7 protein-coding genes are annotated in these 15062 nt (G+C 45.2%); 2 read left to right on the top strand and 5 right to left on the bottom strand.

Features of this window, described 5'->3' with window-relative positions; genetic code table 11:
- Positions 1 to 918: 918 nt before the first annotated feature.
- A complete protein-coding gene (locus tag HMPREF0999_RS05330) occupies positions 919 to 3873 on the bottom strand; it encodes a DUF6383 domain-containing protein (RefSeq protein ID WP_009275369.1) in 2955 nt (984 codons plus the stop codon).
- An 839-nt stretch (positions 3874 to 4712) separates the two neighbouring features.
- On the opposite strand from HMPREF0999_RS05330, the gene HMPREF0999_RS05325 reads away from it, so the two are divergent.
- Positions 4713 to 7415 (top strand): prolyl oligopeptidase family serine peptidase, encoded by a 2703-nt coding sequence (locus HMPREF0999_RS05325; RefSeq protein WP_009275367.1) that lies wholly within the window; start codon positions 4713 to 4715, stop codon positions 7413 to 7415.
- An 8-nt stretch (positions 7416 to 7423) separates the two neighbouring features.
- Here HMPREF0999_RS05325 and HMPREF0999_RS05320 read toward each other — a convergent pair whose 3' ends face one another.
- Positions 7424 to 8401: an ATP-binding protein gene (locus HMPREF0999_RS05320; protein ID WP_009275366.1), complete on the bottom strand. Its 978-nt coding sequence runs from the start codon at positions 8399 to 8401 to the stop codon at positions 7424 to 7426.
- 18 nt (positions 8402 to 8419) lie between these two features.
- Positions 8420 to 9196, bottom strand: coding sequence for a response regulator (locus HMPREF0999_RS05315; protein WP_008779184.1), 777 nt, complete (start codon positions 9194 to 9196; stop codon positions 8420 to 8422).
- A gap of 157 nt (positions 9197 to 9353) precedes the next feature.
- Between HMPREF0999_RS05315 and HMPREF0999_RS05310 the strand changes: the two genes are divergently transcribed.
- Complete coding sequence (locus HMPREF0999_RS05310; protein WP_009275365.1) at positions 9354 to 11717, top strand: ABC transporter permease; 2364 nt, start codon at positions 9354 to 9356, stop codon at positions 11715 to 11717.
- A gap of 22 nt (positions 11718 to 11739) precedes the next feature.
- On the opposite strand, the gene HMPREF0999_RS05305 is transcribed toward HMPREF0999_RS05310, so the two are convergent.
- Together HMPREF0999_RS05305 and HMPREF0999_RS05300 are read right to left on the bottom strand one after the other, a co-directional pair.
- The gene (locus tag HMPREF0999_RS05305) at positions 11740 to 12438 is read right to left on the bottom strand and encodes a hypothetical protein (RefSeq protein ID WP_010182276.1); all 699 of its coding nucleotides are present in this window, start codon (positions 12436 to 12438) and stop codon (positions 11740 to 11742) included.
- A 37-nt stretch (positions 12439 to 12475) separates the two neighbouring features.
- On the bottom strand, positions 12476 to 15058 hold the full coding sequence (locus HMPREF0999_RS05300) for a M14 family metallopeptidase (protein ID WP_009275364.1): 2583 nt from the start codon (positions 15056 to 15058) through the stop codon (positions 12476 to 12478).
- Positions 15059 to 15062: the final 4 nt, after the last annotated feature.

Below are 15062 nucleotides of genomic sequence, written 5' to 3'. Positions count from 1 at the left end.
CGGCTGAGAACAGTGTTTTTGGTATTGCTTTCATTATCATGGCATTTTATAAAGAACAGGAAAAAGTAAAATTTACCGCATGCTGATTTGTGCGATCTTGTACGCTGATGGGGCCTTATAAACAAATAAGTACATTAAGCCAAAATGTAGCGAATCTGAGATTCAAGGTATTGCTAAACGAGAAAATAGCGGAGAAGATATTAGATGGGATAATTCATTTCGGCCCAATAAATATACCAAGATTTCGACTTATTGAAAAACGCTATAGCCGAGCCATAGAAATGCACACGGAAGGAAAAGCTTACAAAGAAATGATCCAAACACTATATTTCCTCGATGACGATCTCAACAATGATACTTACCAGCAACATATAAGTATCGAAAGATACTTCATTAACGCAGGGTTCATTGATGACAAGATCGAGTATTTAAAGGATAAATCAGGATTATCTTTGAATATATTCTCCGCTTTTTACTCCTTGCAGTTTTGTTCATAGTGCTATTGAAAGGATATAAATACTATCTACAGCACAAAAAGGAAAAAACGGAACTTACCATTAAAAACGAACAGGATCAACGCGCCTTTATAAGGTTCTTCCTACAACATAGCTCTGACACCAAACAACAATAGCAAAAGAAAAAGCAGTAAGTAGAAATAAACCAACTCCAATACCCTGATAAATTAACTTCATGGACAAACAAAGCCGGTAACCTCCAAAAGTAAGCCCCGATCAAACAAACGACCGGGGCTAATTCTTTATCCGCTCTCCATCCTCACGGAGGTACTTACGGATGAACTTTAATTTATTACTTTAGTATTAATATTAATCGCTCCCGCCTGTTCGCCCATCACGGGGTACTTGGACCGAGGCCCTCACGGGAACATGATTATCTTATTTCATTATTCCTTTACATGTCTTATTTAACGACAACCTTTACGGTCTCCTCGCCAACCGTCACGAGAACGATACCAGCGGGAACAGCGATCGTCGCATCATCAGAAGTGATAACCGTCTCTGCCAACGGCATACCCAACAAGTTACGGACATAAGCCGTCTCGCCTTGAGCGCCTTGGATCGTTACATAACCGGCGTTGCCTGTTACTACGATAGAAGAAGATACGGAATTATCGATAGACTCGTTAGATGTAGGATTACCCTCGCCTACTGTTAGCGGCAACGCTTTAGAAGCATTAGTAGTAAAGCCTAATTTACCGTTCAACGCATACAAGTAAGTAGTAGCGGCACCTACCGGCGTAACTGAATAACCACCCTCTATTTTCGTGATATAGAACTTGAAGTTATCGATGCCTGCTGAGCAAACATTTTCCTTAGTCTCTTTAGCCACTACCACAGCCTTACCGTTCACGGTCGTATTGATCGTATCCACACCTGCCAAAACTGCCGGGCGGAAGATAGCCTTAACATCCGTTTCCTCCGTAGGATCATTAGAATAAGAGCCTTCCAACGCATAGTTAGCGTTTACGTCAAATTTAGCCTTGCTTTCGTTCCAGAAATACATAGAGTCCTTAGCATAATACAAGAAGTTTCTGGTAACTGCGGCAGGTTCTTCCGCTTTAGTAACAGGTTCTTCGGTAGCGATGCCCTTAGAGATATAGAAAGAAGGGATCTCAGCCTTGCTGTCTGCCGTATCCAACCAGAAAGTCAAGCCCTCCGCGCCAATGACACCTTCCAAGATACCATTTTTGTTCTCTTTCAAGGAGATTGAGCCTTCATCACCGTCCAATGTAGCGTGTCTCGGGGTAGCCTCCAAGCTGATGCCCAATTGATAGAAATCTACGGTTACATTCGTATAAGATTTATCCGCACCTACCAAATCTTCCGAGAAAGAAGCTTCAGTTACATCTACGTATAATCTCTTAGCGCCAGCTTTCACTACTTGGTTATAATTATCAGCCGCTTTCTCCGCATTAAGCTCACTATCCAAACAGATTACGGAATAAGTTCCATCTACGTTCTTCTTGAATACCAAACGAGATAACTTCTCTGACTTCTTATCCTTATGTTCTGCCAATGCGTATTTGCTGTTATCAGTATCATGTTTGAAGCCATTATCTCCATCAACCAGATAATAAGCCTGTATAGTCAACATATCAGCCTCTTTCTCCGCAACGGCATCATCCTTCAAATAGATATACTTGAAATTGTTCTTCACGGACTCAGCCTTCTCGAAAGCCCAAGAGTAGCTCTTAGCGACATCACTAATCGGCTCAAATTGCTTTTTCTTAGCATCGTCATTGTAATACATGTACAGTTTATCAACAGCCACGGTTGATTTACCATTGAATACCAACTGAGCCTTTTGTTTCAATTGAGCGTCTGTCAAGTTCAAGAAGCCCTCGTTACCGCTTACGGCTACCAATTTGATATTCTCCGCGGTTAATTCACCAACCGTAGTACTTACGGCTTGATAGATACCAGCCTTATCTGTTTTGTACAAGTTTGCCTTGAAAGTCTCGCTTGTCTCAAGATTCTTGAACGTAACACTACCCATACCCGGCATCGCGATAACAACCCATTGAGCGGACGGAGCCTTCAAGTCTACGTCTTTCGGAGCGACAGCCTCTTCAACGAAAGAATAAGAATTCGTTCTTGCCACGTCAGCCTTAGCCGCATACTTAGAAACCAAATATTTGCCATATAAAGATTCATTCTCCTTACCGGATTCAGGCTGCGTACCCGTAAAATAGATATTATAGATAGCGGCACCGTCAGTCTTCAACAAATCAGAAGCTTTTGCCCAAGTATCACCCGTTGTTTGAGCCAAAGTAAGCTTAGCTTCATCTTTTTTAGTAGTGATATAGGTCTTCAAGCCACCAGCGGTCAAGGAGTAAGCGCCGACGTAAACATTCAGATTTGAACCATGGTTCTCATCCGTATCCTTCGTAGCCTTAACACCCTTCATCTGGACCGTATACTGCCCACCTTTATTAGCCAAATCCTTTTCTGAAACACTATAGATAGCATTCACGAAAGCGATCTTACCATCTTTCTTAACATTGGTTGAGTTCAACTTCTCGCCTTTTACGGTAGTGAAGCCGAAGCCCTCACCTTGAGTAGCATCCAAGCTAATGATACCGAAAATAGCGTTCGGATTCAATACGATGAAAGTAGCGGCTTTCAAGTTATCCTTAGTTTTGCCATCACTTTTAGCCAGCTTCAAACCGGCATCGTTGGCGACTACGAAACATACACCGGAAACCGATTCCACACCTAATTCCAATTGCTCATTAACCGTAGCAGCGTCGATAGCGAACATCTGCTCCCCAAACGGATTCACGTCCGGCTCTGAAGCGGCTTTCGGGAATTTGAAGGAGAATCCTTTACCGGAAAGGTTCTTGTTTAAGTCGTCCGCTGTCGTTTCTTTAGAAGCTTTAAGCATTTTAGCGACTTTGGAAGAGGAGGACATATCGTATGCCAAAGGCTTGTTTCCAAGCTTAATCACACCTTCGGCAAACGTAAACCAGCAATAGCCCTTCTTTACCGCATCCGCATCAGGAGTGCCCACAACGTCACCACTTGTCGTACCATATATCACCTTACCCGCGGCATTCAACAGTTGAAAATAGTCCGTACCATTTTCCGTCTTCTTACCACTTACCGTAAACACTTCCGCACCAGCTTCGTCAACCGTAGTGAAACCGTAACCTACATTCTTTACTTCCTCTGATTTTAAAAAGCTTGTAACAACTTTAGTATCCTCATTAGGATCAGCTCCCAGATACACCTTTTCCCCATTCGTCACTTTATCAAGTGCTTCATAGGTTTTCGCAGGTGTAGTTTCTCCAGCAGCGAACACCGCCCCCGCCATAAGCAAGAACGACGCAAACAAAGTAGAAATTCTCTTGTTCATAAATCGAAAATTTAATATTAATAATAGTGTTAATTATATATCCATCAACCCTTTTAGCCAATCTCGGCTTTACGAAAACGACTAGTCTAAACGATCGTTTAGATCTTGCGTTTTTCGAGAGGTACAAAGGGGAGTTTGTGGAAGGAAGAGCTTGTTTCGTAAAGGATAGCCTATCCTATTGATAAGAAAGCGAATAAGGGAACAAAAAAATAGCTCGAAAGGGTTGCAGAAGTCAAAGAAACGCGTACCTTTACAAATGACTAATTATAACGATCGTTTTCAACAATCATTTTCATATATATAATATAATGTACATGCGTACATTATAATAGCGTACTAAAATATCTCCTTGCAATAAATAACATATTCAATATAAACTCCCCCGTTTTGGGCCTCGGAAGTGAATAACTAACGGCTTGTCGAGTGAATAACTAACGGCTTGTCGAGTGAATAACTAACGGCTATACCTAGTGGATAACTTACGGCTTGGGAAGTGAATAACTAACCACTTACAAACCTTTTCTCCTACCGTTGACCAAAGGAATTTCCTATCATCATAATGCCCATTATAAGGTCTTTACAATAGGCAATGTAACACCTTTATAATGCCCATTGTAAGCCGCTTATAACTGCGACCATTAGAACGCTCAAAAAGGACACTGATAATCAATACATTAAAAACGCCATTACCTTGTCCAGAAAACACGTACGACTTTTACAAAAAACACGTACATGTTTTCTCGGAAACACGTACGTGTTTTTCCAGAAGCAAATTCCGGTCAAAAGCAACAAAGATTCTGATAAAGCCATTATCTTTGTTTTAAAATCAATACATAACCATGATGAGACACTTAAAGTACTTGGCTTTTGTAGCATGTCTGGGAAGTCTTTCCCCAGCCTTCGCGCAAAACGCCTCTAAAAGCCTAACAGTTGATGACCTAGTCACTTGGCAACGAATCACGGACCGGGAGATCTCGGACAACGGAAAATGGGTAGCTTGCAAGATGGAACCTTGGGAAGGTGACGCTACCGTTTATTTGTATGCGGCCCAAGGGCAAGAGACCGCCACTTTTTCTCCGGCCGATAAGTTCGCGTTCTCCGCTTCCTCGGGTTATCTGGTTGTCACGCAAACACCCGGAAAGTCCACGGTAGATTCCCTGAAAGTATTGAAGACGAAAGAGGACAAGATGCCGATGAACACCTTGGTAATCTATTCCGTCGCCGGTAAAAAGGAGACGATAGACTCCCTCAAAACCTTCAAATTAGCGGACGAGGCGGATTGGATCGCTTATCAAAGAGGCCGGAAGGACTCCACGTTGTACGTCCGTTCGCTGGATGGAAGCAAGACCTTCCAGTTCCCGACCGTAACGGATTTCCAATTCGCCAAGAAAAGCGGTATGCTATATTACACGAGCGCAGCGGAAGGAGAAGCAGGTATATTCACCTTGAACCCGGAGAAAGGAAGTCCGGCGCTCATCAAAGAGGGAAAAGGCGTATTCAAACAAACCACGTTCGACGAGAAAGGGGAACGGCTAGCTTTCTTATATTGCGCCGACAAAGATTCTTCTTACAAAGCGTTAAGCTTATGGTTATCCGAGCATAACGCTCCCGCAAAAGAAATCGCCACCCGTGGAAACAAGGCTTTCCCCGCTGAATGGGTAATCAATGAGAACGGGATGCTTCAATTCTCGAAATCTGCTTCCCGTCTGTTCTTCGGTACCTCACCGGAGCCGAGGCAAAAAGACACGACCCAACTAGCCGAGAATCGTCCGAACGTACAGGTTTGGAGTTGGGATGAGCCCGTACAATATACCGTACAGAATTATAACAAGGAAAAAGACTTAAAGAAAAGCTATCAAGCGGTTTATAATCTGGGCAACGGCTCTATCTTCCAATTGGCGAATGAGGAATTACCGAATATCCAATTGGGTAACGAGGGTGACGCAGCCTTGGCGCTCCTTTCCACTTCCCGTCCCTATTCTTTGTCTTCCATGTGGGAGGCCCGCACACGCAGCGACTATTATACCGTATCGCTGGATAACGGGGAGCGCAAGCAAATCGCCCAAGCGGATTATGGACGTTTCCGCCTCTCCCCACAAGGTAAATACGCATATTGGTATGGCGAGACGGATAGTTGCTGGTACACGATCGCCTTGGCAGAAGGTAAGCGATATCGCCTAACCACCCCGGAAAGCTTCCCGGCTTGGGACGAGGAGAACGACGTTCCTAATCATCCTTATGCGCATGGAGCCGCCGGCTGGACCGCGAACGATCAAAATCTATTGATCTATGATCGTTACGACATCTGGAAATTCGATCCGACCGCAGCTACCTCACCGATCAACCTGACCGTGAACGGAAGGAAGGAGAAACTGTCCTACCGCTTGGAACAACTGGATAAAGAGGCTCGCTTTATCGACCTCGGCAAACCGCAATTATTAAAAGGATTCAACGAGACCACGAAAGGATACGGATTCTATAACGCACGCCTCTCCGCTCCAGCAGCCCCGAAGACCTTGCTGGCAGGCAACTATATGTTGCGATCTATCAACAAGGCGAAGAATACGGACGACGTGATCTATACGATGGAAACCTTCCAGCAATACCCGGATATCCACTATTCGACCTTGGCGTTCAAGAAATCCGTGCAATTGACGCATGGAGACAAACAGCAGGAAGGTTTTATCTGGGGTACCGCCGAGTTGGTATCATGGATTTCCTTGGACGGCCGTCCACTGGAAGGTGTCGTTTATAAGCCGGCGAATTTTGATCCGAACAAGAAGTACCCGATGATGGTAAACTTCTACGAGCGGAATTCGGAGACTTTATATAATTACCGTATGCCGGAACCGCATCGTTCTACGATCGATTATCACTTATACAATAGCAACGAATATGTCATCTTCAACCCGGACATTCGCTATGTAGATGGTTATCCGGGAGAAAGCTGCTATAACTGCTTGATGCCGGGTATCACCATGATGATCGCCAAAGGATATATCAACGAAAAAGGGATCGGTGCGCAAGGACATAGCTGGGGAGGTTACCAAGTAGCTTATTTAGCGACTCGCACGAATTTATTCTCCGCTATCGAGTCTGGGGCGCCTGTCGTAAATATGTTTAGCGCTTATGGCGGTATCCGTTGGGGTTCCGGCATGGCCCGCTCTTTCCAATACGAGCATACACAAAGCCGTTTAGGAGCTACGCCATGGAGTTCTCCACTTCGTTATCTGGAAAACTCGCCGTTGTTCACGATGGATAAGGTGCAGACCCCAATATTGATCATGCACAACGATGCCGATGGTCATGTGCCTTGGTACCAAGGTATCGAGTATTTCGTTGCCATGAAACGGTTAGGTAAACCTTGCTGGTTACTGAATTATACAGGTGAACCGCATTGGCCGATGCATATGGCAAACCGCATCGATTTCCAACGCCGCATGTTCCAATTCTTCAACCATTACCTGAAGAACCAGAAGATGCCTAAATGGATGTCCGAGGGCGTACCTGCCGTAGAGCAACCGTTTGAGTTGGGGTATTGATCAGACAATTACAGCTTCATACGAAACTCGGTACGGACACCGGGTAAGGAATCAACGGTTAAATCGCCGCCATGCAAGCGCATTATGCGGTGGGAGATACTGAGGCCGATGCCGCTACCACCGGACTTCGTAGAGAAGAAAGGCGTAAAGATAGCAGACAATAGTTCAGGAGAAATACCGGGGCCATTGTCTGTTATAGTTATATATACCCTACCATCTGTCTTCAAGGCTTCTACGGAGACGATACCATCCGCTTGCCCCTCTATCGCCTGTAATGCGTTACGGATCAAATTAATCAGAGCCAACACGATCAAGTTTTGATCCACACGTACCGTTAAAGCTTCCGCAGAGGAGAAACGGATACGGTCGCTACCCGGCTCGGCACACAACAACCGTTCCATCTTCTGAAATAAAGAGGTTATAGGCACCTCGGTTCTTTCCGGCTCCGGGAGATGCGTCAGACGATGGTAGGAATCCAAGAAGGCGGATAAATTTTGCGCTTGCCCATGAATAACCTCCAAACCTTCCCGTAATTGCTTCGGAGTATATGTATCGGAATATTTCAATAGGTCAGCAGACAAGGAACGGATTGGCGTAATCGAATTACGAATCTCATGCGTCAGTACCCGCAAGATACTCTCGTAATATAAACGCTTCTCTTCCATCTCACTCTGGTTTTGACTGAATAGGAGGATAATCCGGTTCATTTCCGTATACAAATCCTTTACAAAAGGATCATTCGTTTTATTTGGGTACCGCAAAGCTGTATCCCCATTACGAACCGACTCAAAGAAGGTAGCTATCTTACGGTTTATACCGTTCATCCACCGGATTAGTAACAGAGTTATCAACAGGATAATACACAGACATACAAAGGATAAGAAGTAAGAGGTACCGGTTATCAACAATACGGACCCAAGTAACGCGAGAAACACGATCAAGGAGACGATTCCTATAATCTTCAAGTATAAACTCCGGTTAACCATAGCTACTCTCCTTATAATCTACAATCCGTATTTCCGCATCTTATTATAAAGGGTCTGGCGGCTAATATCCAATTGTTGAGCCGCAAGCGTCAGGTTCCCTTTCTTTTCTTTCAATACCTCGGCGATAAACTGCCGTTCCATATCCTCCAACGTACAAGGATGGGAGACTTCCGAAAGCTCCTCCACATAGAAATCATCGGCATCCAAACGGCATTTATCCACAAGTAAGACCGTACGTTCGACGATTTGCTGCAACAAGGCCAAATCACCCCGCCCGGCCATATCGGATAACTTATCGACCGCCTCCGCTGTCAGACGAGGCAATGGTTTCGCATAAGCCTCCGTATATTTCTTTAGCAATGCATTAATAAGAGATTCGGCCACAGATGAAGCCTTATCTGTATTTGATTCCATACGGTGTTCCCACACATGGACAAGGGTTTGAATAAGTTTCTCGTTATCCCAAGGTTTCACGATAAAGTCCGAGGCTCCCCTTTTAAGGGAAGATACAGCCAACTCGATATCCCCAAAAGCGGTTATCAAGATAACGGCCGGAGGATTCTTAAGCTCCAAAATACGATCCAACCAGAAAAGCCCTTCCCCACCGCTTTGCTTTCCAGCGCCGAAGTTCATATCCAGTAAAACCATATCTACATCTCCATTCCGTAAAAGGGCAGGCAATAGAACAGGAGATGATACGGTAACGATCGTCTTAAACTCATGGGACAGGATCGTCCGCAGACTTCTCAATACCGCCTCATTGTCATCTACGACTATAATCTTCGCGTTACGCATGAAGCCTCCTCTTTTTTCGCACGCAAAGATACGATCTTTTCCCGGCTCTCAGTGTCCAATATTTAGACAAATCCAGTCCTTTACGAACGTTTCCTCCGATTTTATTTGCCATATTCCACGCAACCGGATAGCTTTGAACCAACAAACAGATAAAACCATGGAATCCATATCTCTAAAACTTATATTCCGTAGCTGGTGGCGAAACAAGACGTTCGCCGTCATTTCCTTATTGAGTCTGGCGGCAGGCATCACTTGTACCAACCTACTGATCTCATACGTCATTTATGAATCTAGGATAGAAGCCCATAATCCCAATAAGTCGCATATCATCTATATGGCACAAGACTCTCCCTTGACCTCCGGAGAGAAAGTATCTTTTATTAAAGGGAAGATCCCTGTGCAGCTAAAAGACCAATACCCTGAAGTTGAGGATTATTTACGACTGAACATAGACAATGCCGCCTCCATCACGATAGGAGAAAAGCGCTTCGACCCAATCTCGATCGTCAGAGCTGATCCCTCCTTTCCTCGCTTTTTCCCTTACAAGGTAATGGCAGGAAATATAAACAAGGCATTAACCCAACCAAACGCAATTGCGTTGACCGAATACCAAGCGAAGATATTCTTCGGGAACGAGGATCCTATCGGTAAAACCTTTTCGGCAAAGTACGCTTATGAGAACGAGACGATTACCTACGAGGTCGCCGCCGTTATCAAAGAGTACCCTCAATCATTCTTGAAGTTCAACGCATTGGCAGGTACTACCTCCCAATTCAATGGCGGCCCTACCTTATTACTGGTAAACGATCTCTTCAACATTGATACGTTCACTCAAAAACTAAAGGATGATAAGGTACCTACTTTCAACGGAACCGGACAGTATTATTTCTATACCCTCCAAGAGAGTTATTTCCAAGAGCAAACCTATACACAAGAATACATCCCCTATATCCACCGAAACCAGAAAGACTTACTGTACGTTGGTTTGTTCTCAGCCATCCTAATCCTCGTGATCGCCTGTTTCAATTATGCCAACCTAAGTTTCTCCCGCATTTTGCAACAGGTAAGGATGATCTACACCCAGAAGGTGATGGGAGCATCGGCTGGGCAAATCCATCGCCAGCTATTCTTGGATACTTTCCTTACCGTGCTGATCGCTTTCTTTTTATCCTTGTTACTTACACTAGATTTCCTGCCGGCTTTCAACCGGATCGTTTCCGGACGTATCTCCTTGGGATTTTTCTTTAGTGGACAGGTCTTACCTGTGATCGTGGCACTCATCCTAGCTCTATCCATTATCCCCTCATTATATATGAGCCATAAGATCAACTCCCTTTCCCATTCCGAGTATAAATCATTCACCACCGGTACCCGGAAGCGGACAATCATAAGCGGGCTCTCCATCTTACAATTCGCCATCTCAATAGCTCTGGTATTCGCCACGCTAACCGTACGGCAGCAACTAACGCTCACTCAGACAAACGGTGAACGTTACCGGGACCTCATCGAAATAGCCGACTGGAGTGGGAATCATATACAGACCTTCTCTGAAGAGATCCGGCGTTATCCTTCCATAGAAGAGATGTGCCTTTCGAGAAGCGGGATCATACAGTTCAACTTGCGGACAATGGTCTTGAAAGACGAAAACGGAAACGAACTAAATTATACGCTAGGCCAATACGAAGGTGATAGTACTTTCCTAAAGGTTATGAAGATAAACATTCTTCAAGGGCTCTCAGAGCGAGAGGCTCTAAAACAATACAGCACACCCGTCTATATTAACGAACAATACGCACGTTTGCTCGTGCCCAAAGGCGAGAATCCCGTGGGTAAGCCTGTCCGCCTTTACGACACTGAATTCGGGAAGATGGAAAAGGAGGGAGAACCGATAGCGATTATAGCAGGGATCGTGGAGAATCTATATACAGGAACCTTACGACAAGAGGTTTACCCTAGCTTGACCTACCTAACGCATACTCCCCCCTATAACCTCGTCCAAGTCCGACTGAAAAAAGAGCACAGAGCCGAGGCTCTAGCTTTACTGCAACAAACATGGGAAAAGATCAATCCCAACGTACCTTTCGAATACCAAGATATATACGAGGAATTTATGTTATCTAACCGAAAAACGATCGAACTGGCACATTTGCTCATCATGTACTCGATCATCAGCCTCCTGCTAACCGCCTTCGGATTATTCGGCATGGCTCTCTATGCCATCCAGCAGCGTACGAAAGAAATCGGTATCCGTAAGGTAAACGGGGCTACGGCCGGGGAGATCTTGTATCTATTAAATCGTCGGTTTATCGGCTGGGTAGGGATCGCTTTCGCGATTGCCGTTCCTATCACGTGGTATTCGCTGAGTTGTTGGCTGGAGAATTTCGTATATCGGGTGGACATATCCATAGGAACATGCCTGCTGTCCGGCGGTATCGTATTGATGGTTACGCTACTGACCGTAAGCAGGCATAGTTATAAGGCGGCATCCCGCAATCCCGTAAATGCCTTACAAAGCGAATAGCGAAAAGGAATATTTTGGATACTCACCTCAGTGTCTTCTCATCAAGGAATGCATCACAATCATCATACAAATTGAAAACCAATTCCTCGGGAATTACCGACCTTGATCGCCACGTTTCGATGGAGGAATAAAAACGTTCGAATAACTCCTCCTCCAATCGCTCGGTTTGCTGCATATACCCATTGCCGCTTAGATTGAAAAGTAATTCCCAATGGAAATAACTTTCCGTATTCGTCCCCCGATGATAACTGTAAATCTTATCCCGAAGCATGTTCGACGCGTCACATAACGGAGCATGTTTATTTTGATCGACAGTTAACGCCTTGGGCAACTTCTTATCGGCGCCTTTCAACCAAACCGGAACCGCAGGAGTAACCGGTGGGTAACCGATAACCGTCCACATCGTAGTGAACGAAGCATCCTCGTCCGGCCGTACACCTTGAATAGCCACAGCGCAAGAGGTACTTCTACGAGCGATAAAATCCTGCTCCGCAAACCAACTGGAAGTCTCTGGCTTATTATGTTTTCCATCTTTCAAGTCGATACCCATCAAAGGATTATGGAACGAGCGAGATAAATGGGACCGCACACAATTCTTCAAGTTTTCCGCATCGCGATTTTTCCACATAATCGGACGTCCGTCAGGTGTTACCTTGCCAGAAATGATAGCCGACGTGCAAGCATTGGCAAATTCCATGGCTCCTGATAAAACAAGAGCCATGAGACACAATATATTTCGTTGCGTACTCATCCGACAACTACATACATTTGTTATAAAACAACGCATTCATGAACAACTTACTAGTTCCAAAGAAGTAAGAACGGAAATTCATATCATCAGCAAAAACAATCACCTTACCGCTTCTATAAGGTTTCACCATTATAGCAGGCTCCTCTCTCAATAGGTTCGCATTATCCGCCGACAAGAATCCCGACAACAAAGGCTTCTTGGTATAATATAAAGGCGAAACATATGGATCCCTATCTTTCTGGAAAATGATATCATTCGTTTTTATAACAGCAATCTCATCTTGATCAAGTCCCCAAGCTAGCGGATGCGTCTTATCCAAATGACAGTTCAGAATTACCCCTTTGATCAACTTTCCGGCTTTTGCTTCCGCCTTATCCGCAAAAGAACGATAAACCGATAAGCTGTCCGCCTTTTCAAGCAATGTTTCCTTTGTCTTTAAAGAGATAAGCCCTTGTTTACCAGCCCATGCGCTAGCCTTTCCGGTAGCGATCAACACTCCTCCGGCAGCAACCCACTCCTTCAAGGCAGTCTCGGTACCCTTAGTTAGATTTGGAACACCATTAGCCAAAATGATAACATTGTAAGCCTTCAAGTCCTTGCCTGTCAAAGACGGGTTCTCTATCAATACCGGACGCATCTGAAAACGCTTATCCAACAAGAACCAAATCTCACCCGATTCCGGGATACTTACGCCACGTCCTACCAACATAGCCACTTTCGGCTGCTCCAATGGTTTAAAAGCCGGGCTGCCAAAATCCACATCAGCCATCAATCCCGTGTTGGCCGAATAGATATCCACTCCCGTATTTTTCGCCAACTCATCCAATGTCGCATAGAGCACATCCGAAGGAAGCGGCTGATTATGCGTCAATACCTGGTAGGTACCATAGCCCATCGTCCATTCTCCCTCTTCGTTCTTAAATTGGAACGGACGGTTGGTCGCACTGACCCGAATCCCCTTACGCTGCAACTCATAGACTACCTTAGGTGCATAAAACTCCCGGTTCTCAAACACATACCCCACCCGGCTTTCCCCGCCGATGAGCCGTCCTTGCGGAAAATCATTTCGCTCAATCCGATCACCCATCAATCCGGCGACACTCTTCACCGGAGCACACTCCAAGTTAAACGCATGCGGGAACGTCCATGTAGAGATATCATAGAAAGTACTATCCGTATATTCTAAACAATCCTCCATAAGCACCTTAACCATCGTACTGTATTTTTGCGCCACCGGAATGACATAGGCTGAACCTTTTTGGAACTCCTTGTTACCTGCGGCTTGATAGTCCTTCGCCAACTGATAGACCTCGATATGATGACGGGCCATATTCTCCAAGAAATGAAAAGCGACAGACTTAGATCCGCGTGTATCGAACACATAGCCCTGTACCGCCTCCTTCCGCGCCTCAGAAGCCGTACGTTCATAATATTCCTTCTGATAAGCCAGCAAACGGGTACGCATCGCCTTGGCCGCTTCCAGCGTAGCGCAAGAGGCTAATGCCTGATTCCGGATCGTCCAGCCAAAGGTCCATTCCCCGCTCGGGGTATTACGCAAATGTCCGCGCGTGGAACCTTGCTCATATAGCAGGCAAACGGATCCATGCGCATCTCCATAAGCAGCCCCTTTTCCGTAATAGAAGTCATCATAACCCTCCTTCGAATAATAAGTCGTCCCAATCCGATCGAGTGCCTTTGCCGTATAAGAAGAAATCTCGGCTGTCAAGTCTTGATTAAGCTGGGGAGTAAACGGATGGGTACGCTTAGGATGTCCCGGACTGAAATAATAAGGACGTAACGCCCCTTGCTCATGTTGATCCACGACCACATTGGGCAACCATTCAAAATATCCATTTAAGCCATTGATCCCCTCGGGATGTTGTGCCATAAGCAAGTCGCGATTACAATCGATCCAATAATGGTTCGTACGACTGGAAGGCCAAGGCTCGGTAAACTCACGTGATTTTATATCGCTAACATTCGTGAAACTTCTAGAGGAATTCACCCACGACGCAAACCGATTGATTCCATCCGGATTGGCTCCGGGAGTCATCACGACAATCTCTTGGTCTAGTAATTCCTCGATCTCAGGCCCTTGTGCCGCCGCCAAATGATAGGCAACAGCCAACGAAGCGTTCACACCCGATGCCTCATTTCCATGAATGCTATAAATCAAGCTTACGATCACAGGCATGTCGTCTATCACTACGCTTCTCGATTTCGCCACGTCGCTCAACTTTAAGTGCTCCTCCTTCAGTCGATCTATATTCTTTTGGTTCTCGGCCGAAGTAAACACGACCTCTATAAAAGGACGGTGCTGATAGGTACGCCCCGTCTCCCTAATCGTGACACGGTCGCTGCATCGCGCCAATGTTCTCATATATTCCACTACTTGATCCCATCCGGCATGTTGTTCTCCAAGCTGGAATCCCAAGATTTTTTCCGGGGTAGGAACCTGAGGGTCATAAACCTGAGAACCTTCCGGCAAGAAATACGTTAAATCATACGGATACTCATCCGCTTGTGGTTGAGCAAAAACACCTGTCGCCAAGAAGATTGGCAACAGGCACATTAAAAAAAATCTTCTCATAACT

Origin of the sequence: Parabacteroides sp. D25, assembly GCF_000307475.1 — a bacterium.
In the GTDB taxonomy this organism is placed as follows: Bacteria; Bacteroidota; Bacteroidia; order Bacteroidales; family Tannerellaceae; genus Parabacteroides; species Parabacteroides distasonis.
The sequence above is the reverse complement of the archived record's forward strand: the minus strand, read 5'-3'. Positions and strand labels throughout refer to the sequence as shown.